At 48.6% G+C, this 24,002-nt stretch carries 23 protein-coding genes; all 23 read right to left on the bottom strand.

The window, feature by feature from the left end:
* Positions 1-11 precede the first annotated feature (11 nt).
* Complete coding sequence (gene spoVAD / locus LKD71_RS09290; protein WP_227615191.1) at positions 12-1,022, bottom strand: stage V sporulation protein AD; 1,011 nt, start codon at positions 1,020-1,022, stop codon at positions 12-14.
* Positions 1,023-1,034: 12 nt separating this feature from the next.
* Complete coding sequence (locus LKD71_RS09285; RefSeq protein ID WP_227615190.1) at positions 1,035-1,493, bottom strand: SpoVA/SpoVAEb family sporulation membrane protein; 459 nt, start codon at positions 1,491-1,493, stop codon at positions 1,035-1,037.
* A 15-nt stretch (positions 1,494-1,508) separates the two neighbouring features.
* A complete protein-coding gene (locus LKD71_RS09280) occupies positions 1,509-1,922 on the bottom strand; it encodes a stage V sporulation protein AB (protein ID WP_227615189.1) in 414 nt (137 codons plus the stop codon).
* Positions 1,919-2,542, bottom strand: coding sequence for a stage V sporulation protein AA (locus LKD71_RS09275; RefSeq protein WP_227615188.1), 624 nt, complete (start codon positions 2,540-2,542; stop codon positions 1,919-1,921). The genes LKD71_RS09280 and LKD71_RS09275 overlap by 4 nt, the downstream gene beginning before the upstream one ends.
* Positions 2,543-2,601: 59 nt before the next feature.
* On the bottom strand, positions 2,602-3,318 hold the full coding sequence (locus LKD71_RS09270; RefSeq protein ID WP_227615187.1) for a SigF/SigG family RNA polymerase sporulation sigma factor: 717 nt from the start codon (positions 3,316-3,318) through the stop codon (positions 2,602-2,604).
* Positions 3,319-3,328: 10 nt separating this feature from the next.
* Entirely contained in the window at positions 3,329-3,775 is a 447-nt protein-coding gene (gene spoIIAB / locus LKD71_RS09265) for an anti-sigma F factor (protein ID WP_178045445.1), read from the bottom strand.
* A 12-nt stretch (positions 3,776-3,787) separates the two neighbouring features.
* Positions 3,788-4,123: an STAS domain-containing protein gene (locus LKD71_RS09260; RefSeq protein ID WP_227615186.1), complete on the bottom strand. Its 336-nt coding sequence runs from the start codon at positions 4,121-4,123 to the stop codon at positions 3,788-3,790.
* Positions 4,124-4,222: 99 nt separating this feature from the next.
* Complete coding sequence (locus LKD71_RS09255) at positions 4,223-5,833, bottom strand: tetratricopeptide repeat protein (RefSeq protein ID WP_227615185.1); 1,611 nt, start codon at positions 5,831-5,833, stop codon at positions 4,223-4,225.
* Between the two features lie 9 nt (positions 5,834-5,842).
* Positions 5,843-5,995, bottom strand: coding sequence for a hypothetical protein (locus LKD71_RS09250; RefSeq protein WP_178046747.1), 153 nt, complete (start codon positions 5,993-5,995; stop codon positions 5,843-5,845).
* Positions 5,996-7,309, bottom strand: a complete 1,314-nt coding sequence (locus LKD71_RS09245) for a bifunctional folylpolyglutamate synthase/dihydrofolate synthase (protein ID WP_334302586.1) — start codon at positions 7,307-7,309, stop codon at positions 5,996-5,998.
* Between the two features lie 188 nt (positions 7,310-7,497).
* A complete protein-coding gene (locus LKD71_RS09240; protein ID WP_331466431.1) occupies positions 7,498-8,250 on the bottom strand; it encodes an amino acid ABC transporter ATP-binding protein in 753 nt (250 codons plus the stop codon).
* Positions 8,240-8,929 carry an amino acid ABC transporter permease gene (locus LKD71_RS09235; protein ID WP_227615183.1) on the bottom strand — a complete coding sequence of 230 codons (690 nt, stop codon included), beginning with the start codon at positions 8,927-8,929 and terminating at the stop codon, positions 8,240-8,242. Before LKD71_RS09235 ends, LKD71_RS09240 begins: the two co-directional genes overlap by 11 nt.
* A gap of 89 nt (positions 8,930-9,018) precedes the next feature.
* Positions 9,019-9,867: a transporter substrate-binding domain-containing protein gene (locus LKD71_RS09230; RefSeq protein WP_227615182.1), complete on the bottom strand. Its 849-nt coding sequence runs from the start codon at positions 9,865-9,867 to the stop codon at positions 9,019-9,021.
* Positions 9,868-9,990: 123 nt separating this feature from the next.
* The gene (locus tag LKD71_RS09225; protein WP_227615181.1) at positions 9,991-10,254 is read right to left on the bottom strand and encodes a tyrosine-type recombinase/integrase; all 264 of its coding nucleotides are present in this window, start codon (positions 10,252-10,254) and stop codon (positions 9,991-9,993) included.
* Between the two features lie 93 nt (positions 10,255-10,347).
* A complete protein-coding gene (locus LKD71_RS09220) occupies positions 10,348-10,839 on the bottom strand; it encodes a PTS sugar transporter subunit IIA (protein WP_178046743.1) in 492 nt (163 codons plus the stop codon).
* Between the two features lie 27 nt (positions 10,840-10,866).
* Positions 10,867-11,769, bottom strand: coding sequence for a radical SAM protein (locus LKD71_RS09215; RefSeq protein WP_227615180.1), 903 nt, complete (start codon positions 11,767-11,769; stop codon positions 10,867-10,869).
* Positions 11,770-11,827: 58 nt separating this feature from the next.
* Complete coding sequence (locus LKD71_RS09210) at positions 11,828-12,220, bottom strand: VOC family protein (RefSeq protein ID WP_227615179.1); 393 nt, start codon at positions 12,218-12,220, stop codon at positions 11,828-11,830.
* A 208-nt stretch (positions 12,221-12,428) separates the two neighbouring features.
* Positions 12,429-12,821 carry an oxidoreductase gene (locus tag LKD71_RS09205; RefSeq protein ID WP_331466430.1) on the bottom strand — a complete coding sequence of 131 codons (393 nt, stop codon included), beginning with the start codon at positions 12,819-12,821 and terminating at the stop codon, positions 12,429-12,431.
* 236 nt (positions 12,822-13,057) lie between these two features.
* Positions 13,058-15,850, bottom strand: a complete 2,793-nt coding sequence (locus LKD71_RS09200) for an ATP-binding protein (protein WP_227615178.1) — start codon at positions 15,848-15,850, stop codon at positions 13,058-13,060.
* A gap of 155 nt (positions 15,851-16,005) precedes the next feature.
* Complete coding sequence (locus tag LKD71_RS09195; protein ID WP_227615177.1) at positions 16,006-18,987, bottom strand: hybrid sensor histidine kinase/response regulator; 2,982 nt, start codon at positions 18,985-18,987, stop codon at positions 16,006-16,008.
* A 5-nt stretch (positions 18,988-18,992) separates the two neighbouring features.
* Positions 18,993-20,843 (bottom strand): ABC transporter substrate-binding protein, encoded by a 1,851-nt coding sequence (locus LKD71_RS09190; RefSeq protein WP_227615176.1) that lies wholly within the window; start codon positions 20,841-20,843, stop codon positions 18,993-18,995.
* Between the two features lie 29 nt (positions 20,844-20,872).
* Positions 20,873-23,035: an ATP-binding protein gene (locus LKD71_RS09185; protein ID WP_227615175.1), complete on the bottom strand. Its 2,163-nt coding sequence runs from the start codon at positions 23,033-23,035 to the stop codon at positions 20,873-20,875.
* Positions 23,019-23,834, bottom strand: coding sequence for a substrate-binding periplasmic protein (locus LKD71_RS09180; RefSeq protein ID WP_227615174.1), 816 nt, complete (start codon positions 23,832-23,834; stop codon positions 23,019-23,021). Before LKD71_RS09180 ends, LKD71_RS09185 begins: the two co-directional genes overlap by 17 nt.
* Between the last annotated feature and the right edge of the window lie 168 nt (positions 23,835-24,002).

Genomic DNA, 24,002 nt, shown 5'->3' with positions numbered 1-24,002 from the left:
ATTTTTTCCTCCTAACAATGCTCCAGCACCACGCCATGGGCGATGCCCGGCACGCTCTGGCCCTCGTTGTAGCTCACGGTGGAGAGAAGGGCGCCTGTCGGCACGAAAAGCACCCGTTTCCACTCTCCGGAGGTGAGTTTTGGCAGAATCAAGGCCGCCAGGGTCACGGCGGAACAGCCGCAGCCGCTTCCTCCGGAATGGGTGTCCTGGCTCTCCCTGTCGAAAATCTCGATGCCGCAGTCCATATGCTGCTCCTTGATATCGATGCCTCTTCCTTTCAACAGGTCCAGCAGAATCTGTTTTCCCACATAGCCGAGATCCCCGGTGATGATCCGGTCGTAGTCCTCCGGCTCCCGCCCGAGATCTTCTAAGTTTCTCTCGATCGTGTCCGCAGCCGCCGGAGCCATGCAGGCCCCCATATTAAGAGAATCCTTGACGCCGTAATCCACAACCTTTCCGATCGTCACTTCGGGGATCCGCACCCTGCCTCCTTTTTTGCTCAGAAGAAAAGCGCCCGCCCCGGTCACTGTCCAGGTGGCAGACAGCGGCCGCTGGTTTCCGTACTCCAGCGGAAAACGGAACTGCTTTTCTGCCCCGCCGAAATGGCTGCTGGTGACGGCCATCACCGGATCGCCGAAGCCCGCCGCCACAGTCATAGCCGCCAGGGCCAGGGACTCTCCGCAGGTGGAGCAGGCCCCGTAGAGGCCGAAAAAAGGAATCCCCAGCTCTTCCGCCCCGAAGGAGGTGGCAATGAGCTGACCCAGAAGATCCCCTCCAAAAAGGAAACGTACCGCTTTCGACTCCATTTCCGCCTTTTCAAGGGCAGTCTCCACGGCAGACCGCTGCATGGCGCTCTCCGCCTTCTCCCAGGTCTCCATCCCGAAGCAGGGATCCGCCGAGATCTTATCAAACAGTTTTCCCAAGGGGCCTTCCCCTTCTTTTTTCCCCGCGATGCTGGCGGCGCTGATGAGATGTATTGCCTCCTCAAAGCGGATGCTCTGTTTTCCCACTGTTTTTTCCATCTTTCTGCCTCCTTATGCTCTCAGGAAGCTCCAGGCCCAATAGAGCAGCCCCAGAGCCCAGCTCATGATGATGCCGTAGAGAATCACCGGCCCTGCAATCGTAAAAATCTTGCAGCCGATACCGAAAACCTGGCCTTCCTTCTGGTACTCGATGGCCGGAGCCGCCACGGAGTTGGCAAAGCCCGTGATCGGCACCAGAGTCCCGGCCCCGCCGAATTTGGCGATCTTCGGGTAAATATTAAAGCCCGTGAGGACCACGCTCAGAAGCACGAGAAGCAGGGAACACCAGCTTCCCGAAGCGTCTTTATCAAGCCCTAAATTTCCGCAGATATTTAAAATCACCTGTCCCAGGACGCAGATCAGGCCCCCCACCAGAAAGGCACAGAGCATATTTTTGAGAAGGTTATGCTTCGGCGTGATCTGTTCCACATAATCGTTGTACTGCTGCTTTTTCTGTTCGTTTTTGTCCACGTTAAGACCTCCTTCTTACCATCTGAAGTAAAAATGTATCAGGCTTCCGCTCATTTTTCCCAGGGCGATCGCGATGACCACAAGGCTTAAGCCTTTGGTGAGACCGATGCGGCGGGTCAAAATCGGGAAAATGTTGACGATCTCCGCCAGCGCCAGAATCCAGCCTCCCACAAAAATCCCGGAGAAAAGTCCCAGCACCGCAAGCCCCGCCGCATCCAGCGGAATCGTGGGCTGATAGACCGTCATCAACGTCCCGAAGACCGAGCCCAGAAGAATCGCATCTTCAAAAATCCGCACATGTTTGGCCGTATGGCTGATCCCGATAAAGCGGGTGATGACACCCAGGCCCACCATCAGGGCAATGACGCCGCCTGCGATCACCAGGCCGCCTGAAAACCCAATGACCCCCAGAAAAATCTGTTCCTTCACTTCTTTTCTCCCTTCGGTGCTCTCCTGCTTGCCTCCAGAACCGTGGTATCCACCTGATCCTCATATGCCCGCATCTCCACCTCCATGGGCGTCGGGTCCGCAGTCAGCTTTTTCCCCATAAAATGATTGAAAAAGATCAGCACACCCAGGCCGATGCCGATGGAATAGGTCACTTCGAGAATCGTAAAACCATTGGAGGGCCGCCCGGTGAACTGTTCGTAGAGCTGGCCAAAGAGCTTCGGAATATCCACATCGTTATTGAAGGTCATGATGGCAAAGGCCGCCCCGAAAAAAGCGATGAGCGCCACCAGCGCGGTCTTGCACCAGGCATACAGGCCCCCGGGCTGTTTCTTTTTTTCAAGCGTCAGGATAAAGTCCGCCTCGCCGATGTTGTTGACTTCGATTCCGGGAAATTCCTGCTGAATCAACTCAATCAGCGTCATCACCGAGACCGGATAGCGGCCCGGCCCCTGCACCGTGTCCGGAGGAAGCTTCAGCACCCTGATCTTATTTTCCAGGGCGCTGTCATCGGCCACAATCTGGGCAATGTCTTTGAAGGAAACGATGCGGCTGTGGATCTGCACATTTTTTTCAAGCTTCAGATAAACGGTCCCGCTCATGCAAAACACCTCCCTTTTGGAGATTATTGTGCCGTTCTGAGCAAAAAATATACGGGGAATCAGAAAAACCTTCCCCGCATTTTTTTCAGTATCTTTTTTTCCATCCGGGAGACCTGGACCTGGGTCATCGAGAGGGCCGCCGCCACCTGATTCTGGGTCTTCTCCTCAAAATAGCGCATCTCAATCAGGCGTTTTTCCCTCTCCTCGAGGGTCGCCATCACCTCCTGCAGCACCATATGATCCAACAGCCGCTCATTAGGATTGTCCTTCTCCTCCAGCCGGTCCGCCAGGGAAATCGCATTTCCGTCCCCCTGATAGATCGTCCGGTAGATGGAATCCACCTCCGTGGCTGATTCTATCGCCATGACGATGTCCTCGCCGGAAAGCCCGGTCTCCTCCGAGAGCTCCTGCATGGCCGGTTCCCTCCCGAGGCGTTTTTCCAGCCGTTCCCGGGCCGTAAAGACCTTCAGGGCATTTTCTTTCAGGCTCCGGCTCACCTTGATCATGCCGTCGTCCCGGAGAAATCTTTTGATCTCTCCGGCTATCATCGGCACTGCATAGGTTGAAAAACGGACCTCAAAACTCAGGTCAAACTTGTCGATGGCCTTGATAAGACCGATGCTCCCGATCTGCACCAGATCCTCCATCTCGATACCCCGGCCTAAGAATCGCCGTACAATGGTGTAGACCAGGCCGATGTTTTCCTCTACCAGTGTATTTCTCGCCTCTTTATCCCCTTGGTGTGCTTTTGCGATTAACGCCAGGGTTCGTTCCATAGGCTTCCTTTCACTGTTCAAATTTATTCAGAATTCTTCCGATCTTTTTTCTCATCTCCACTTTCGTGCCCTCGCCGGGCTTTGACTCCACCTCCACGGAATCCATGAAAGCCTCCATAAAGGCAAAGCCCATGCCGCAGCGCTCGGAATCCGGCTTTGTCGTGAAAAGCGGCTCCATGGCCTGACGGACGTCCGCAATGCCGCAGCCTTTGTCCTCCACAAGAACCGTCAGCTCCTGGCCGCGGATCATGCACTCCACGGTGATTTTTTCCACCTTTCCCTCGTAGGCGTGGACCACACAGTTGGTCACGGCCTCGGAAAGGGCAGTCTTCACGTCCGCCACCTCCTCAAGGGTCGGATTCATCTGGCTCAAAAAAGCGGCCACCGCCACCCGGGCAAATCCCTCGTTTGCAGACCGGCTGTCAAATTCCAGTTTCATTCTGTTTTCATACTCCATCTTTTTTCCTCCTCAAAATACTTCCGAATGTTTCGGCAAATCCTCATAGATATCGATGTACTTGTAGACGCCGGAGAGAGTCAGAATCCGGCGGATGCGCTCGTTGACCCGTACCGCCAGCACCGTTCCCCCGGCGAAGCGGATGTTTTTGTAACGCCCCATAATCATGCCGATGCCGGAGCTGTCCATAAAGCTGGTCTTCTCGAAATCAAAAATGATGCTCCGGATATTTCTCGTTCCAAGCAGGCGGTCTGCCTCCCGTTTGATCTCCTCCGCGTTGTGATGATCCAGCTCCTTTGGCATATGGATCGTCAGATTTGTTCCTTTAATCACAAAAATTTTCTCCATTCTCTTTCGGCTCCTTCCTTTTAAAATGACATTTTTTCCATAGAAAAAGGACGCATGGATTTTTCCATACGTCCTCTGCTCCGAGGTTTCTCTTTTTGTTTACTGGATCGTGGTGACGGGGTTGCCGTTCGCATCCGTCTCTTGGGTCTGACTGATGGGATTGCCGTTCGCGTCTGTCTCTGCTGTCTGATCGATCGGATTTCCCTCCGCGTCTGTCTCTGCTATCTGGTCGATCGGATTCCCGTTGGCATCTGTTTCCTGGGTCTGGTCAATCGGATTTCCGTCTGCATCCGTCTCCGCCGTCTGGGTCGTTGTCCCTGAGGAGGCGTTGGTGATGTAGGGCTGGATTTCGGAAGCCTTCGCCGGGAATTTCTGCAGTGCTTCTTTAAAGGTCTTATCTGCGTTGACCGCGTCCCCGGAATTTTTGTAGGACCATGCCAGATAATTGATGGCATCGAAGGAATCCGGATTTGCCGCCACCGCCTTGGTGTACTCGGTGATCGCTGTGGCATAATCTCCCGCCATGTAAGCGGTGCCCGCCTTATTGTAAGCTTCATTAAACACATAGTCCTGAAGCAGGGTATTCAGACTGGTGTAGAGTTTTTCTCCCTCGCCGGTCATGGAATCGCCGTCCACCTCCGTAAGCTGGGAAGCCGCCGAGGACTGATCCCCGCTCAGATAGGTCTGGGTGGCTTTCAGAAGCTGGTCATAGGAGTCTACTTTTTTGTTAGCGTCGTCTCTGGTCTTGTTGGCCTCTTCCACCTCGCTCTGGTAGGTCTCGATCTGGTCCTCCAGGCCCTGAACCTGCGCCACCTGCTGGGCCATCTTCGTGTTGGCGTCCGTCACCTGTTTATTCGCAGAAGCGTTGACGCTCTGCCGGGTGGCCGGAACAGCGAGAAACCAGACAATCGCTCCGCCCAGGATCAGTCCCAGGCAGATATTCAGGAACGTAGCCACGGCCGAACTCTCCCGGAAAGTGGCCGGCTGAATGATCATCTCGTTGCCGCTCATGTAGGTGGTGGCTCCGGTCAGCCGGTTCACGGTCTCTTCTCTCGCGTATTTCTTCTTGTGCTTCGTCTCCAGACTCGTGGACATTCCCGTTGCCAGCTCCACTTCCTTCAGATAACGAAGCGTAGTCGTGTTCGTGTTATCAATATAGGCCGCTTTCTTGAGAAGCTTTCTTGCCTTCTCATATTCCTGGCGTTTCAGATAGAGAAGAGCCAGAAGGTGATAGGCCTTGATGAACTTCGGATTCTGGACGAGAACCTTTTTCAGCTGGATCATAGCCATGTCCTCATTGTCCTGACGGCAATAGAGAAGCGCCTGGTTATATTTCCGGATGGTCTGGTTGATCGTATCCAGTTTGTTTTTATTTGCCTGCAGCTTGGCTATGTACACATCTGCCACATTATCGGGCACATTCAGATTTTTGCTGATGACCCACTCGCTTAAGGCAGATACCACCTCACCGGTCTCAAAATACACAAGGCCCAGAAGGTTCCTTGCTGCTACGTTTTCCTTGTTGAACTTCAGACTCCGTTTCAGACAGGCAATGGCTCCTGACAGGTCCCGCACCTGCGCTTTCTCAAGTCCTTCATTATAAAGAAGGTTTGAGATTCTCGCAATCCTCTTCTGGAGAGTCACATCAGCGCCACAGCCCGTACAGTAGTCAATGGATGACAGCGGAGTTCCACAGTATATACATCTCATAAATTCCCCTTATGATTTCTGTCGCTTTTTCTTTTCATCGTTGATCAGTTCTTTCAAGATATCAGTGACATCCGTGAAATCTCTGTTGTAGATGGCATCCTCGGCCTCGTTCACATCAAGGCTCGGATGAAATTTCTTTAATTCTTCTTCGTAATTGATCATTTATGACTCCTTCTTTTTCCGCTCTGCCAGAATCGCCTTCAGCTCGCCCACCAGATAGAGGGATCCCACGCAGAAAAGCATGCCGTCCTCTTTCTCTTTTAAGGCCTCCTCGAAAGCATCGCTGATCCCAGAGACTGCTGTCACCGGAGCGTCCGTGTATTTTCGGAAAATGGCTGCCAGATCCTCGGCGGGCACATTCCGGTCGCCTTTGATCTCGGTGGCCACAACCGCGGAAAGGTTAGTCTCATGGCAGATGGTCTCGATCATGGTTTCAAAGTTTTTCTCCACAACGGCAGCGAAAAGCATCACCACCCGGCGGCTTCCCTCGATCTCCTTCACCGTCCGGACAAACTCTTTTACACCGGCTGCATTGTGAGCGCCGTCCAGCACCACGCCGGGCATAACGGTCTCCATGCGTCCCTGCCAGCGGGTCTTTCTGATGCCTGCAAGACGGGTTTTGAGAGAAATCTCATGGTCTTTATCAATGGTGTCCAGCGCCACAAGAGCCAGAGAACTGTTCATCATCTGGTAGTCTGCCAGATAGGGCACCTCGACAGCCGTATGTTCATAATACCCACAATTCAGGTAAAAATCAATGCTTTTGTCCGACTTAAGGAAAACTTCACACATGGAAGGATAGACCGGATAAGCCGGGCTTCCCAACTCTTTGGCTCGGGCGAGGATGACTTTTTCGGCCTCGGGAGAACTTCCGTCATAGATCACAGGCACGCCGGGCTTGATGATGCCGGCCTTCTCAAAGGCAATCTTCTCGATGGTATCGCCCAGGATCTCCGTGTGATCCAGGCTGATAGACGTGATGACCGTCGCCAGCGGATGCTCCACGGTGTTGGTGGCATCGAGGCGGCCGCCCAGGCCGGTCTCCAGCACCACATACTCGGCTTTCAGCTCCTCAAAGAGCATCATGGCCACGCCGAAGAGCAGTTCAAAGTAGGTCGGATGAGGAAGACCGTCCGCCTGCATGCCCTTTACCACATCGAGAACCTTCAAAAAAGCGGAGAGAAATTCCTCATCGGAAACCATCTCGTTGTTGATCTGGAACCGCTCGTTGATCTTCACCAGATGGGGGGATGTAAAGAGGGCTGTCCGCTTTCCCGCCTCGGTCAGCATCGTGGAGAGGAAGGCACAGACGGAACCTTTTCCGTTGGTCCCCGCCACATGGATGATCTTCATCGAACGCTCCGGATGGCCCAGACGGTTTAAAAATTCTACCGTGTGCTCCGGTTTGTTTTTCGTCGTAAATTTGGGAATATTGTATATATATTCAACTGCTTCCGTGTAATTCAAAATTGTCACCTTTTCTTTCTGTAGGGTTAGATTATACCTACGAATTGCTCCGCTGCAAAGCAGCTCACGCAATTCTGGTATCCAGGTCTTATTATAGTATAGCCACCAATTTATGCAAGAAAATTTTTTCGCAAAAACCGCCAAAAGCCTTGATTTCACAAGAAAAGGAGCCCCGTTTATCGGAACTCCTCTCGTCATTATTTGATGATTTTGCTTAAGAAGGTCTGGAGGCGTTCGCTCTTCGGATGCTCGAAGAAGGTTTCCGGATCGTTCTCTTCCTGTACCTGGCCGTCCGCCATGAAGAGCACCCGGTCTGCCACCTCCCGGGCAAAGCCCATCTCATGAGTGACAACCACCATCGTCATATGCTCTTTCGCCAGTTCCTTCATAACCGTTAAGACCTCGCCTACCATCTCCGGGTCCAGAGCGGAAGTGGGCTCGTCAAAAAGCATGACCTCCGGGTTCATGCAGAGCGCCCGGACAATCGCGATACGCTGTTTCTGGCCACCGGACAGCTGGCTCGGATAAGCGTTGGCCCGGTCTGCCAGGCCGACTCTCTGAAGAAGCTCCATGGCCTGTTTTTCCACTTCTTCCTTCGGGCGCTTCTGAAGCTTCATCGGCGCCAGCGTCATATTTTTCAGGATCGTCATATGCGGGAACAGGTTAAAGTGCTGGAACACCATTCCCATACGCTGTCTGTGTTTGTCCAGATCCACTTTTTTTCCTGTCAGGTCCGTACCGTCGAAATAGATATGGCCCTCTGTGGGAACCTCCAGAAGGTTCAAAGAACGGAGAAACGTGGATTTTCCACTTCCGGAAGGACCTACAATAACGACTACCTCACCTTTTCGGATCTCCTGGTTCACCCCGTTTAAGGCATGCAGGCCGCCCGGGAATACTTTTTTCAGATTTTCGGTCCGGATCAGGACCTCTCCTTTGTTAGTGGTCACTGTTACGCAGCCTCCTTTCCAGAATACCTACCAGTTTGGTGAAGATCGTCACCATGATAAGATAAATCAGCGCTACCGTGATCAGCGGGAAAAATGCGCTGAAGGTACGGCTTCGGATGATATCGCCGCCCTTGGTCAGATCCTCCAGGGCAATGTAACCGGCAACGGAGGTCTCTTTCAGGAGAACGATGAACTCGTTTCCGAGAGCCGGAAGCACGTTCTTGAAGGCCTGGGGCATGATAATGTAAAGCATCGTCTTCCAGTAGCTGAAGCCCAGGCTTCTTCCTGCCTCAAACTGTCCGTTGTCAATGGACATGATACCGGAACGGAAGATCTCAGCCACATAAGCGCCGGAGTTCAGGCCGAAGGCCATGATAGCCACCAGAACCTTGTCGATCTTCACAGAACCGAACACAACAAAGTAAATAATCAAAAGCTGTACCACAACCGGCGTTCCACGGATCACGGTGATATAGAGCCCGCAGAGGAAATTGGCAATCTTCAGTTTGCCGGTCTTGACGTAAGTGGACCGCACAACGGCGATCAGAAGACCCAGGACGATACCGATGATCACGGCAAAGAAGGTGACTTCCAAAGTAACCTTCAAGCCGTTGGTCAGGTAACGCCACCGGTGATCCTCAATAAAGTTGCTATAAATCTGCCCAAGCAGCCATTCCATAATTTTACCTCACATCCTTTTACTGCAAAAGCAGGGGAACCGTACATTCCGGCTCCCCTGCCTGCTTTCTTATCAGATTTCGTGAAACCTTACTCCTCGAAGTCTTCCTTTACGATGATAACCTGTTTGGAGCTGTAGTAGCTGTCGGAGAACAGAACCTCTTTCTCACGGTCCGGAGTTACGGTCATACCTGCAACACCCATATCTGCTTTTCCGCTGTTGACTGCCGGGATGATGGAATCGAAAGCCATATCCTCAACCTCAAGCTCCATACCCAGTTTATCACAGATAGCCTGAGCGAAGTCTACATCGAGACCGGTGATCTCTTCACTCTCATAATATTCATAGGGCGGGAACTCTGCGTTAGTAGCCATGGTCAGGGTACCGTTGGAACGGTCAACATCTTCCGGAGACTCGTAGTAATTCTCTCCGGCGCTGTCGCCGATGTAGGAATTGGCGATCTGATCGAAGGTTCCCTCGTCTTTCAGCTCTTTGATGGCCTCGTTTACCTTGTCGCAGAGGTCTGTATTGTCCTTTTTAAAGCAGATGGCGTAATCCTCCTGGCTGTATGCACTCTGCAGGATTTTCAGACCGTCAACGGATTTTACAAACTCCTCAGCCGGAAGCTCGTCGATGACAACGGCATCGATCTTGCCCTGTACCAGAGCCTGCACGGCCTCAAAACCTTTATTGTAACGCTCTACTGCATCGTCGCCGTACTCGTCGGTAACGGAAAGATCTCCCGTGGTTCCCAGCTGTACGCCGATGGTCAGGCCGGTCAGATCTACTTTTTTCTCAGTCTCGCTTTCTGCTTCGGAGGCACCCTCTGTCTCCGCTGCTGCTGTCTCAGTCTCGGTCTCGGTCTCGGAAGCATAAGCTGCCATCGGAACGACTGCCATGATTGCGGTCAACATTACTGCTACGATACGCTTTTTCATAATTATACATCCTCCTAAATATTTAGTTAAAACATCTTTCCTAAAATTAACATTCTTTTCTTTGCTTGTCAACTGCCAAATTCCGGTTTCTCTGTCTTTTTTCACCATCATTGTATTTTTCTACTAATCTGCCAATATTGGGGAGACTTCTTCCGTCACTTTGTCAGACCTGCACAAAGGCCGTACCTTCTCCATATTCCGTCTCTTCATTTCCGGCGAGGAATGGACATAGCGGTTCAGCGTAATATTGACGCTTGCATGACCGAGGATCTCACTCAATGCTTTGATGTCCACACCGCTCTCTATGCAGCGGGTGGTAAGTTCCTCATCCCGGCAGCGGATGTTCCCCAGCCAGAGCTCTGCCATTTCTTGAAACATACTTTCCATTTTTCTTCCTCCAGATAAGTTTTTCAGAAAGCATCGTATCAAAAAAAGACCCCGGAAAACGCTTTTCCTGTTCCGTTTCCCGAAGTCTTTCCTTTATTCAAAGTCTGCGATCACCGTTTCTCCCGCCGTTGCATGGATCCCCGTGTGAAAATGGATCTTCTTTACCCCGGCTTCATCCGTCACTGCCAGGATCGTCAGAGCCATATGACCCGCCTTTTTGATCTCTTCCGGTGAAAAGGTGATGAGCGGCGCTCCTTTTTCCACTTTTTCTCCCAGACTTACATGAAGCTGAAAACCTTTCCCCTTCATATCGACCGTATCAAGACCTACATGGATCAGACACTCCACGCCATTGGCAAATTTCAGCCCCAGCGCATGTCTGGAATCTTCCATGACTGCGGTTACTTCTGCTGCTGCCGGTGCTGTCACCACATGGTTTTCCGGCTCGATCGCCACGCCGTCACCCATGATCCCTGCGGAAAATACCTGATCCGGCACTTCTGCGATCGGAATGACCTTTCCATCAAGAAAAGCGGTAAGTCTTTCCGGTTCCTGATTTTCTTTTTTCTTTACAAATGAAAACATGCCAATCCCCCCTCGTTTTTCTGTTTTTCAGACGCCTTCCCCGTTGAAATCAGGGATAAAGCTCTCTTTTGCTGCTTCCCCTTCCTGGAAAAATCCATTTTCGATTCCCAGTTCCAGGGCATAATCCAAAAGCCGCTCATACTCCCGCCTGGTCACTTTCCGGTTAAGTTCCTCAAAGGGCAGGTCCTTCGAAAGCGGCGTATACTGGCTCATAATGCTGATATAGATCCGGTTTCCATAGGTGTCATGAAGATAACGAAGCACTTCTCTGGAATTTTTCACATGCCCGGGCAAGAGAAGATGACGGACAACGACCCCTTTCCTGAGATAGCCTTCCTCATCAAACACGCACGCCCCTGTCTGACAGACCATCTCGTCAATGGCCTTCATTGCCCGTTCCCGGTAATCCGGTACTCCGGAAAAACGAAGTCCCAGTTCATCATCCCAGTATTTAAAATCCGGAAGCCAGATATCTACGGAACCCTTCAGAAGACGGATCGTTTCCGGCTTTTCATAGCCGCTGGAATTATAGACTACCGGAAGTGTCAGTCCCTGTTCTTTTGCAAGTGTCAGCCCCTCCAGGATCCCGGGAACAAAATGCTCTCCCGTCACCAGGTTGATATTGGCCGCCCCTTTTTCCTGAAGTTCCAGAAAAATCTCTGCAAGCCGTTCTTCGCTGATCTCTTTTCCAAGACCGCCATAAGAAAGTTCCCGGTTCTGACAGAAAATGCAGCCCAGAGAACAGCCGGAAAAAAATACCGTCCCGGAGCCTCTGGTTCCGGAAATACAGGGTTCTTCCCACATATGGAGTGCTGCCCTTCCCACACGGAGCACGGAATTTTCCCCGCAGGCTCCTTTTTTTCCGGAAAGGCGGTCTGCATGACACTCTCTCGGACAAAGCGTACAGCTTTGATAAAGCTCGTTCTTCAAGTTTTCACCTTCTTTTATTTTACACCATTTTTCAGAACATTCAACAGGCGCATTTTCTCTACAGATGCTGGCTGAACTCGACCTTTTCTTTATTCGGACCTTCAATGGTAAAGAACTTTACTCCATTCTCCCAGAACGGCAGGAAATGGATCTCATCCCTGGTGGTGTTCAGGCCTGCGGCAGTAACCATCTCATGCACTTTCTCAATATTTTTCACATCAATGGCTACATGATCGATCGCACCGGATTCCAGCTTTGCGGCCTTATTTTCATATGCCTCGATCACAAGATTGCCCAGTTTTAGAAAAGTGACCTTCTCATTGGCAGCTTCGTTTACCGTCTGAAATGCCACCTCGAATCCAAGTGCTTCATAAAATTTAACAGTGGTTTCCATATCATTTGTTGGAACTCCAACGTGCTGGATCCCGTTCATCTGCTCTCTCAAATCCATTTTTAATTTCCATCCTTTCTTCTCTTGGTACGCGTCACAACCGTTACGGTTTTATGACAACTCCCGCTCCGGCAGATACTCTGCGGAACATATCTTATCTTTCATTTTAATTCGACTTATTTCTTCTGTCAATTATGATACATATCTTGTCATATAAAAAGCTTCCCTTCAGATATTATGATATCCAAAAGAGAAGCTTTTTTCATTATTATTTCATCAAGGGAGCCAGACTTTCCAACTGCCCATTGAGTGCTTTATTTGGAAGATCCGGATCTGCAATACTCTGACGGCCAAAGGCGATCAGATCTGCCCGTCCCTGTTTTACCAGAAGTTCTGCGTACTGCGGCTCTGTGAAACGGCCAACTGCGATCACCGGAACAGAAACTGCACGTTTGATCTCTGTTACAAGATCCCCGTTAAAACCGCCATGGACCAGGCCAGGCGCCCACATAAATTCATCGTGGAGGTGTACCACACGGGTTACATGGAGAGCATTTACACCGTATTCCTGTTCCAGGTATGCAGCTACTGCTGCTGCGTCTTGTACGCTTTGTTCTCCCTCAACCTCATCACTTGCGTTGATCCGACAGAGGATCGGCAAGTTTCCGCCTGTTTTTTTAAATCTTTACCTGGCAGTTTCAAAAGAAAAACGCCATGAAACCAGATATCGAGAAACTACGCAAAAAATACATGGATAACCCACCAGAAGGAATGTCTTCCAGGGACATTCGCCGCATGAGCGAGGAAGAACTTCAATTCAAGAGAGCACCGAAGGCGGTCTTTCCTATAAAGTAAAAAAGCCAAACCACCTGCTAAACCGGTGGTTTGGCTTTGACCTTATTCCTGTTGCCTTATGATTTCCGCTAATGTCGAGAGCAGCTGTTCGACCTGGATCGGCTTTGCTATGTGGGCATTCATTCCGGCTGCAGCAGCCTCTCTCTTATCTTCTTCAAATGCATTTGCCGTCATGGCAACGATCGGTATGCCGGCCTTCTCCGGATCTGGCAGGTCTCTGATCACCCGTGTTGCCTTATAACCGTCCATCTGGGGCATCTGGATATCCATGAGGATCATATCATATGTTCCCGCCGGCATTTCCGTTATCCGTTTTACACACTGAAGGCCATCCTCCACACGTTCTGTTTCAATGCCGGCACGCCCAAGGATTGCTTCCGCGATCTCTGCATTCAGATCATTGTCTTCTGCCAGAAGGATCTTCCTGCCTTCAAGGATTTCTCTGCCTGTTCCAGACTCTTCCATGTGCTTTTTTACATAATAGCTTTCATCCGCTATCCTGTGTTTCAGTGTGACAGTAAAGGTGCTGCCCTTCCCGGGCTCACTCTCTACCTCTATGGTTCCGCCAAGCAGATCCACATATTTCCTGACGATCGACATGCCCAGTCCGGTTCCTGCGATCTTGCTCTTTGTGGTATTCTGCTCACGTGTGAAGGCTTCGAAAATCTTTGTCTGATAATCCTGACTCATACCGATCCCGGTATCGCTCACCCTGGTCCTCACGCTCATGTATCCCGGCTCATCGCAGGGTAATTCCTCTATGTTTACCATAACAGAGCCACCGGTCGGAGTGTATTTTATAGCATTGCTCAGGATATTGACAAATATTTCCTTTACCTTGGTAATATCTGTCAGTATATGCTCATGCTCTACGTTTACCGTGCAACGAAGTGCAATCTTCTTTTTCTTTGCTTCATCCTCAAATATTTCAAACAAAGTCTGCCGGATATCCTCGATCCGGGTACAGTTCTCATCAATCTCCATCCTTCCACTCTCGATCCGGGCCATGTCAAGCACATTGTTTATGATCGACAGAAGAAGGTTTCCAGCCTGCTGCAGCTTCTTCAGATGTTCAGAAGCTTCCGGCAGCTCTTTTCCTTTCAGTTCATCCTCCATAAGCTGTGCATAGCCCAGGATCACATTCATGGGAGTACGGATGTCATGCGACATATTGTTAAGGAAACGGGTCTTTGCGAGACTGGCATCCTCTGCTTTTTTCAAAGCGATCTCCAGCTTGTCATTGAGCTTTTGTGTATCATTCGCTGCAAGCTTTGCGGCAGCTTCTGCTTTTCTTGCCTTTCTTAAAAGTATAAGGATCATGCCAAGGATGCTGATCATAGATAATCCCGCAGTGACAAAAACAACAGCCAGATTGTCTTTTACAAAGTCTGAAAGTGTCACCTTATCTGCCGTACTGTCATAGATAGCAAGTGCACTGGTAAGCATATCAGACGGCATGGCCTTTAAGGTTTTATTCAGTATCGATAAAAAAGTGGTCTCTCCGCCTTTGACGGCAAAGCATGCTTCCATTGTTTTTGTAAGTGGTACACTTTTGAAATTTCGTTTGTTATCATATTTCAGTGCCTGGCTGGTTCCCATGAGAAAACAGTCTGCTTCTCCATTCAGGATCATATCTGCCGCATCCGCAAATGATTCATAATCTACCAGCTTCCATTGGGGATAACTGAACGCAATATGCTGTTTTAAGGCTTCTTTTTCCTTTGGCACAGCTACGCTATACACCTCGTCCTCATTGAAATATTCTTCATCTGTTACCGCCATCAGGCTGTAGGTCCAGGCTGTATTGGTAAGTGCATAGCCATTCTTTTCTGCAAGATTAGGATTTCTGCCGACATAAAAAATCATGTCAATTTCACGATCCTGCAAAGTCTGAAGCATTTCGTCATAATCATCATATGCCTGCACATGAAATTCCAGTATCTGATTCCCCAGACAGTCTTTGGCATAGGAAAAATATTCTGCCAGCATACCGGTAAGTTCTCCCGTCTCTTCACTCATGGAAAAGATTGCCGGATCATTGTCCAAAAATCCGATCCGGATACCACCATGCTCCTCTACCCAGGACTTTTCTTTGCCAGTAAGACTCTGCTTGTAATCAAGTGTAAAATACTTCTTATACAGATCTGCCTTGAAAAAAGGACTGTCCTGATCCAACTGGCGCATCGCATGATCCAACTCCTCCTTGATATCACTGCGCTCTTTATTTATCGCAAAATAGATGCCTGATTTGCCAATCGTGGTAACGGATGAGATTCCCTGTTCAGACCAGAAGGATTCCTCCAGAGATACAAAAGCATCGATCTCATGATTTGCTAATTTCTTTTCGACATCATCATTATTATACACATTTACATGCTCTGTCTGTATCCCATTCCTGTTTTCCCACTCTGTCAGCATGATTTCAGGCTCTGTACCTAAGAGCACGCCTACACGTTTCCCGTCCAGGAACTCGAAATCCGATATCTCAATGTCCATATTTGACAAATCCGCATAAAGAATATATTTTTCCTCACCCATCGGTTCCTCTGAAAAAAGCATCTTTTCCGCACGTTCATCGGTGTAAGAGACATCACCCATGATATCGATCTCGCCATTTTCAAGCTTATCAAAACAGTTGGACCAGTCACATTTCACATACTCGAATTTCCATCCGGTATAACCTGCCAAAGCCTGTAAAAGTTCGTAGCCATAGCCTCGTCTGACACCGTTTTGATCAACATAATCGAAAGTATCCTCAAAGGAACCGATACGGATGGTCTGCGGCTGTGTTTCATCGTTATTTGTTTCAACAGCCAGGCAGTGTGCTGATAACATCCCCCACATTCCCAAAACCATGAATATCGCTATACATAATACGGCTGATCTTTCTCTAATTTTGTACATTGTTCTTTTCTCCACAACTTCTCAGAATCATTTCCATTGCTGTTCGAATCAGTAGTTTCTGCCTTTTGTTCCTTTTTCTGTTTCCCTTATCCGCGTGGTTTTTCTGATGTTCCTGTCCCATGTTCCAGATTCTTCTGTAAGGTACCGATCAGTTCTTCCATAATGATCGGCTTGGATAAAAATCCATCCATACCACATTCCAGCGCTTTCTTTCTGTCTTCGTCAAAAGCATTGGCAGTCATGGCAAGGATGGTGATTCCCGCCAGAGCCGGATTCTCCAGTGCACGAATCTGCTTTGTGGCTTCGTATCCGTTCATGACCGGCATCTGCACATCCATCAGTACCAGATCATAATCGCCCGGTTTCGAATGCTGAACCTTCTCCACTGCCTCTGCTCCATTTTCTGCGGTATCAACCAGAAAGCCGTATTCATTCAGGATCTCCACTGCTATTTCACTGTTCAGCTCATTGTCTTCCACAAGCAATATATGCCTTCCTCTGAAATCCGAGCCTGCCGCCGGAAGGATCGGATGCTCTGCCTCGGCCTGTTTCTGACCGATAGCAGCCATCAAAGTCTCTCTGATATCTGACATAAACAGAGGTTTTGCGCAAAATGCAGTTACCCCTGCTGCTCTGGCTTCCACTTCGATATCTGACCAGTCATAAGCAGTCAGGATAATGATCGGTGTATCGTCGCCAAGACTGCGGATCTGACGGGTGACTTCAATACCATTCATATCCGGCAGACGCCAGTCGATGATATACGCATGAAAGGCATCCCCGAGTTCCATCGACTGCCGTGCACGGAGAACAGCCTCTTTACCGGAAAGTGTCCATTCGGAACGCATTCCGACCTTTACGAGCATCTTCGTCACACTGTCACAGGTATTGAAATCATCGTCTACCACCAGTGCCTTAAGGCCTTCCAGCTCTGCGATCTTCTCTACACGATGGTTCTCAGGCTGGACGCGGAACGGCAGACGGACAATAAATTCGGTGCCTTTGCCCTGTTCCGTCTGAACTTCAATGGTTCCGCCCATCATATCCACGATGTTCTTGGTAATGGCCATGCCAAGCCCTGTCCCCTGGGTCCTGCTGACAGTGGAAGTCCGCTCCCGTTCAAAAGGAGAAAAGATCTTCTGTACAAATTCCGGACTCATGCCGATTCCGTTATCCTTTACCCGGATCTCATACCGTTCACAGCCGCTCTTTGTACCCGGATACTGTTTCAGCCGGACAGAAACCGTTCCTCCTGCCGGAGTAAACTTGACCGCATTGGACAAAAGATTCAGCAGCACCTGGTTCAGCCGCGTCTTATCACAATAGACATCCTCATTCGTCACATCCATGGCATCTATATAAAGCTCCAGCTGCTTCGCATGAATCTGTCCACTGACGATCGTCTTCAGATCATGAAGCACATCCGACAGACTGACCTCCGTTTCTTCCAGATTGATCTTTCCACTTTCAATACGGCTCATGTCCAGGATATCGTTGATCAGTGAGAGCAGATGATTACTGGACGAAAGGATCTTACCCAGATAATCCCGTACCTTTTTTATATCATCAATATTGCTTACAGCCAGTGTCGTAAAGCCGATGATCGCATTCATTGGCGTCCGGATATCATGAGACATGTTGGAAAGGAAGGTACTCTTTGCCCGGTTTGCTGTCTCCGCAGCATGAACTGCCTCGGAAAGTGCCTGATTCATTTTTTTGTCAGAGGTACGATCCGACAGAACCAGGATGTATTTCTTTTTTCCGTTTACTTCACTGCCCATGGCAATGTTATGAAACCATCGTTGTTCCCCGGTTTTCTGGTGAACATATTCAAAATCCCATTCCTGCTGTTCATCTACCCGGATCCCCTCCAGATAATTCTTCTCCGGATCTTCAGAGTCACCGGGATTCAGTTTTTCCAGAACACAAATATCTTTCCGGATCTGTTCTACTGTAATACCAAGCAGTTTTTCCACATTCGGACTGACGTAATCTGTCTGATAGGTTCTGGCATCCAGCATCAGGAAAACATCATCCACATTCATCGACAGCTTTTGAAACAGCTCATCCCGATACAGGATCTCGCTATCCTTTTTCTTAAGGTTTATCCTGCTTTTTTGAATGATCAGGCTGATCAGGAAGGCGGCGATACAGAGCACGACCACACTGGCAAGGAGCATCGTGCTAAGCTGCAGGCGGTTCATACTGGCATTGACGATATCCGCCTTTACAAGCCCTAAGAATATCCAGTCCTGAATATCTGATTTTTCATAGACCAGATAATAGTTTCTTCCATCCAGATTTACCAGCATCGCATCGGTATGTCCGGCATTAAACTTCTCCGAAATGGAAAGGATCTCTTCTTCAGACATATTGGAATGCTCTCTCAGAATGCCAAAGAAATTATATACCTTCCCCCATGACTCAGAAGAATGATCGACCACAACACGGCCGTCCGGATGAACAACATAACTCTGGGCATTTCCATTGAAAACAGAGATATCCAGTACCTTTATGATATCAGAGTTCTCATAGGCGATCGCGATCGCATCATATTCAAAGCCCTGATAGCTTCCATGAGCCCTTGGAGTGGCAAAAACAAGCATCTGGGATTTTCCGGGAACCGCTACATTTGTGATCACATCATTCCCCTGCCGGATCTCTTCTTCCATATTTTCCTGTAACCCGAGATACCCGTTTTCCCCTGTCACCATCTTATAGTTGCCATCGGCTGACAGAAAATAGAAATTTAAAAAACCTGCATCTTCCTGTGCTTTCTCTATATAATCACGGATTTCGCTTTCACCGGAAGTGCTCTTTAGATACTCTCCCCACATATGAAGATAAGTCAGGTTCTTATCTGTCAGTTCCTTTAACATATGATCAGACTGGTGAAAAATCTCCGTCAGATGAGAAACACTTTCTTCATAAACCGTTTTCGACACAAATCTGAAATATTGGAAAACAGACAAAATAATTCCAATGAAGAAAGCAATAAAGACAGCTATCCTTACCCGTTTCCTCACAACACGCTTCTTTCTTTTTGCATTATGCTTTTTACTGTCCATTCTTCTCACCTCAGAGTTATATAGTCTTCAGGCTCTGCAAGAACGGCATCACCATCTGAAACATATCCTGTCCAGGTATTTTTTACGGTGGTATCCGCTCCATCAAATACCACAGTATCATCTGCCGGATAGGCTTCCATGTGTTTTGGTATCGCCAGGCAGGTTACTGTAAAAGTATCTTTGTCCTGAACAGTTTTTCCATCTTTTTTGACTTTCTTTAATATATAACCATCCTCTGTTTCCTTAATCTCCACAGAAATGCCACTGACTACAGGCAGAGAACCACGATTAAAGGGGATGAAGCCTCCCTGGTAGCCTTCCACAAAGTTTCTGACCGTCTCCTTCAGTTCCGCCCCGCTCATCTTGCTGATGTAAGCGGAAAGACTGTTTGGCATGATCATATTACCCGCCTGTTTTTCCGTATAACCGGCCTTCAGCACATTTCCCGTAAAGCTGTTTCCGGTTGCGATCAGCACATCCGACCCGTAAATGCTGCGCAGCGTATTTGCCATAACCGAATAAGCTGCATTGCCTCCACTGCTATGGAAGCGGTTGGAATAGGACTTCTGTGAATCCAATACGATATTCTCAGAAGTAGCTTCTTCCTCAAGAAGCTGCGTGTTAAATGACTGGTAAGCCTGCGCTGCATCGTATTCTCCTGAGATCATCCTGGAAACCACATCCCTGGAAACAGAGAAAAAATCATTTGATGCAATGCGTATATACATATGGTTTTCTTCGATCACCGGTTTCACATCTTTCAGATATTCCGTAAGCTTAAGATCCACATCCTGGCTGTAACTCAACAGATCCTGCCCGTCAGAAATGATCCGGCTCTGTGCATCCTCTGAAAGCATGGTGTCCAGCACCTTCATTGCTTTCTTCCGGCGTGTCTCATCCTGTGCCAGGTCACGGTTTAAGGCCACCTGAAAATATGGCGTAGTCATCAGCCACTTTTCACCGTTCTCCTGGAAGAATGGCAGAAAGGTTGTGTTGATGCCCTGATCCTGAAACATTTTTACACTGAAAGAACTGCCGAAGTACATAGCAAGCTTACCACTTCCGTACATCTCAACCACATCATCATAATTCAGATCCAGATCGTTCCGGCTCAGGCCGGTATCCTGGATAAACTGCTCCATACGTTCAAAAGCTTCCGGCCAGACGTTACTGTCCAGACCTTCTCTCTTTGTATGATCCGGGTCACTGTAAGTCGTGCGCCACTTGCGTCCGTCTACAGAAGACAGTTCTGACGCAGATAACCCCTGCAGGGTTTCCATACAGGTATAATCATAATAATAGTCTGCGGTATAGCCACGGATCCCCACTTTTTCAAACGCCTGGCAGGCAGAAACAAAGCTTTCATAGTCGGTCGGCAGAGGAATCTCATACTTTTCAAAAAGATCCTTGTTCACTATAAATCCATGAGCATCCGCACACACCGGAAGCCAGTTTACGCTGCCATCCTCGTTCTTAAAATTGTTGAGGTAAGTATCATAGACAGCACCGGCCGCATTGGTTGTGGAAAGATCCATCAGGCTGTCTTTCAGCGGACTGGCATCATGCAGGGAAAACCTGCAGCAGGTTATGATATCCGGCAGCCCTCCGTTTTCATTCAGAAACCGGTAGAAATCCAGATCATTATTGCCTACTACAAATTCCACATTGATATCCGGAAGCTGTTCCTGGATGTATGGTGCATATTTGTCATACAGGCTTGTACTCCATAAATACACCGTGATCGTTTCGGCATCTTCTTTTTCCGCGCTCTTCCCGCCACAGCCTGACAGAAGTGACAGGACCGTCACCATCACGAAAAATACCGCCAAAACTCTGTGCCATTTTTTCTCTTTCATTACAATCTCCCTTCCGAAATTGTTTCCTTCTATTCCACCAGTTCATGAATGACCTTTACCAATAATTTTCCATCAACCGGTTTTCCAATATGCTCATTCATTCCTGCTTCTTTTGCCTTCATTCTGTCCTCCACGAACGCATTTGCTGTCATTGCAATGATCGGAATTACCTGTGCATCTTCTCTGTCCAGAGAACGGATCCGCTTTGCAGCTTCATACCCATTCATGACCGGCATCATGATATCCATAAGAATGACATCAAACTCACCAGATCCGCTTTTTTCGAATATCTCAACTGCTTCCTGGCCATTCCATGCTTTGGTCACGACAGCTCCCTCATTCTGGAGCAGAAATTCTGCGATTTCCATATTCAGCTCATTATCTTCTGCCAGAAGAATATGCAGTCCCCGGATAGAAACTTCTGTTTTTTCTCCGGTTTCCGGTCTGCCGCTCCTGTCTGTATCGATCCGGAACGGGACACGGATCACAAAGGTAGTCCCTGTACCTTCTTTACTTTCAAAGGTGATCGTTCCACCCATTTTCTCGACCAGATTCTTTGAAATCGCCATTCCCAGTCCTGTTCCGGCAAATTTTGTGCGGCTTCCGGCATCTTCCTGTGCAAATGGTTCAAAAATATGTTTCTGAAACTCTTCTGTCATCCCGATCCCGGTATCCCGGCAGACAAATTCCATTGTCGTCATTCCCGGCTGTTCGGATGGAATTTCCCTGCAGCTGATATAGATCTGTCCGTTTGCTCTGTTATATTTCACCGCATTCGACAAGATATTCATCATCACCCGTTTCACATGCCCCGGGCTTCCGATCAGATCCCGGTGTATGATTTCTTTTTTCTCCCACACGATCCGGATATTCTGTTCTGCGGCAATCTGTTCGATCACAACAAACACTTCTTTGGAAATGCAGTTCAGATTAAACGGAATTTCTTCCAGGATCACTTCATCCGACTCCAGTTTACTCATATCCAGGACTTCGTTTACCAGTTCCAGTAACAGATAGGATGCCTCTTTGATCTTTGCCCTGCATTCCATCTGTTTCTCCATATCGTCTGCATAATGGTCTGCCACATCGAGCATGCCGCAGATCCCATTGATCGGAGTCCGGATATCATGGCTCATCCGTTGAAGGAACTCGGTTTTTGCCTCGTTGGCTGCTTCTGCTTTTTTTGCCGCTATCAGAAGTTCTGCTTTATATTTTTCCTCTTTTTCCAGTTCCTGCTTCTGATGTTCCAGATTGGTTCTGGATATACAGAACCAGAATATACCGAATATCAGCACATAAAGAGAAATGACACCTGCCACGCTTAATGGAAGGTTATAGAATACTTCCGTATTCGGAAGATACGCATAGATATAATAATCACGCTGCTTCAGCATGATCCCGTAGCATCCGGTTCCTTCATTCTTCAAATGATAAATGTGCTGACTGTCTGTATGCTTTTTCATTGCTTGAATGACCTCGTTGCCGGCTGTATCCTGCCTCAGCAGTTTCTCATCATTGCTGGCAACAATGATCCCATTGTCTGCAACAATAATCGTTCCGTCTTTCTGGATATTGTAACCCTTTAAAAGCCCCTGTATCGTCAGGGTATAGTTTCTGGCAAATTCGGGAGATGTGTAATAGTAGATCGCTACGATACCCGGTGCATCTTTTCTGGCACAGGCTGCAATGTCGATTTGTGAACCGTCTTCTCTGGTAAACCGTTCCGAATAGCTTCTTTCTTCATATCCGGTAAAATCCATGATGATGTCTTTTTGCAGATACTCCGTGATCTCACTGGTCAGGGATTCATCCATACTGTATTCACAGTCCGTCTTTCCTTCGGTATCCAGTACAAGGATACCGTCCACCCATAGAGTCTGCAGATTTTCTTTCAGGAACTCCCGGCTCAGCTGACCGCCGTTTTCTGTTTCCATCTTAATATTTGTACTCATCTGTCTGGCACTTTCAATCGCACGGAGGAGACTTTTGGATTCCGAAGATTCATTATAATGGGTGTAAGTGGAGCACTGCACTTTGACATAGTTTACAATCTCCACCATCCGTTTCTCTGCTTCCGCCTTTTCCGTATGGAAAAAATAAAACAGAGAGACTGCAGCCACAAGGATCCCAAGCAGACCACCGACCACCTGGATCCGTTTTTCTTTTGTTTTTCTCTTAATAGCCAAGATCATCCACCTCCAGATACTTCTGGGGATCATCCAGATATTTTTCAATGATTTTCAGGGAGGTGCCATCCTGACGCATTTCTTCCAGGGTCTGATCCATCTGCTCACAGATTCCTCTGTCATCCTCTTTTGCAAAAGCAACTCCTATCCCAACGATCATCAGAGGTTCTTCCAGGATACGGAAGCTTGTATCATAATCCTTCATATACTGGACAACAGATTCCTCATGCGCGGCAGCTGCATCCACATATCCTTTCCCCAGAAACGTATAGATCAGTTCCCTGTGTCCAAGACTGATCAGATTGCCAAGTTTGGGAATCCTTTCATCCGTCCGCTTCAGAAAGATGCCTTCCGGTTTGGTTGTGGACTGGACGGCAAGGTTCTTTCCCTCCAGGTCACTCAGCTTATAAATATCACTGTTCTCATTTACGGCTACTACCTGGCGGCTTGCTATGTACGGTCCGGCCCAGCGGTAATCGTCAAGGCGCCCTTCCATGGAAAAACAGCCCATGATACAATCGATCTCTCCGCTCTCCACCAGTTCTTTTTTCTTCTCCCAGTTGATCTGGACAACGTCCACCTGATAGCCCATTCTTCTGAAAGCTTCTGTGGCCAGTTCTACGTCTATGCCCGTCGATATGCCATCCTCATTCAGATAATTGTATGGGGGATAGCTGTCGCTGCCGAGCGTAATGACAGGCTTTTCTGTTTCTTTTTTACTGACATCCGTGTTTTTGCATCCTGTCAGGGTGCCAGCTAAAATTCCTGCAAGCAGAATGCCTGCGATCATTCTTTTTCCTTTCATTTTCCTTCCATTCCTGCTGCTGTTTAATATTTCTGTAAATGGTAACTGTTCAGGCCGTTCAAAACAACAGGCCACAGGTCTGCGCAATGCGCTCTCGCTTCATTCGCTGATGTTCTGAACGGTTATCCAAAAACCGATTTCATTATACTTCCACACTCCACTATGCAC

This window comes from Fusicatenibacter faecihominis, from assembly GCF_020686945.1.
In the GTDB taxonomy this organism is placed as follows: domain Bacteria; phylum Bacillota; class Clostridia; order Lachnospirales; family Lachnospiraceae; genus Limivivens; species Limivivens faecihominis.
Note: the sequence above shows the minus strand (reverse complement) of the source record. Positions and strands in the feature narration are given on the sequence as shown.

Coding starts and splice junctions, on each gene's coding strand:
- spoVAD (WP_227615191.1), bottom strand. CDS start 1,022: ATGGAAAAAACAGTGGGAAAACAGAGCATCCGCTTTGAGGAGGCAATA.
- LKD71_RS09275 (WP_227615188.1), bottom strand. CDS start 2,542: ATGAGCGGGACCGTTTATCTGAAGCTTGAAAAAAATGTGCAGATCCAC.
- LKD71_RS09270 (WP_227615187.1), bottom strand. CDS start 3,318: ATGGAACGAACCCTGGCGTTAATCGCAAAAGCACACCAAGGGGATAAA.
- spoIIAB (WP_178045445.1), bottom strand. CDS start 3,775: ATGGAGTATGAAAACAGAATGAAACTGGAATTTGACAGCCGGTCTGCA.
- LKD71_RS09260 (WP_227615186.1), bottom strand. CDS start 4,123: ATGGAGAAAATTTTTGTGATTAAAGGAACAAATCTGACGATCCATATG.
- LKD71_RS09255 (WP_227615185.1), bottom strand. CDS start 5,833: ATGAGATGTATATACTGTGGAACTCCGCTGTCATCCATTGACTACTGT.
- LKD71_RS09250 (WP_178046747.1), bottom strand. CDS start 5,995: ATGATCAATTACGAAGAAGAATTAAAGAAATTTCATCCGAGCCTTGAT.
- LKD71_RS09235 (WP_227615183.1), bottom strand. CDS start 8,929: ATGGAATGGCTGCTTGGGCAGATTTATAGCAACTTTATTGAGGATCAC.
- LKD71_RS09230 (WP_227615182.1), bottom strand. CDS start 9,867: ATGAAAAAGCGTATCGTAGCAGTAATGTTGACCGCAATCATGGCAGTC.
- LKD71_RS09225 (WP_227615181.1), bottom strand. CDS start 10,254: ATGGAAAGTATGTTTCAAGAAATGGCAGAGCTCTGGCTGGGGAACATC.
- LKD71_RS09220 (WP_178046743.1), bottom strand. CDS start 10,839: ATGTTTTCATTTGTAAAGAAAAAAGAAAATCAGGAACCGGAAAGACTT.
- LKD71_RS09210 (WP_227615179.1), bottom strand. CDS start 12,220: ATGGATTTGAGAGAGCAGATGAACGGGATCCAGCACGTTGGAGTTCCA.
- LKD71_RS09200 (WP_227615178.1), bottom strand. CDS start 15,850: ATGTTATCAGCACACTGCCTGGCTGTTGAAACAAATAACGATGAAACA.
- LKD71_RS09195 (WP_227615177.1), bottom strand. CDS start 18,987: ATGGACAGTAAAAAGCATAATGCAAAAAGAAAGAAGCGTGTTGTGAGG.
- LKD71_RS09190 (WP_227615176.1), bottom strand. CDS start 20,843: ATGAAAGAGAAAAAATGGCACAGAGTTTTGGCGGTATTTTTCGTGATG.
- LKD71_RS09185 (WP_227615175.1), bottom strand. CDS start 23,035: ATGATCTTGGCTATTAAGAGAAAAACAAAAGAAAAACGGATCCAGGTG.
- LKD71_RS09180 (WP_227615174.1), bottom strand. CDS start 23,834: ATGAAAGGAAAAAGAATGATCGCAGGCATTCTGCTTGCAGGAATTTTA.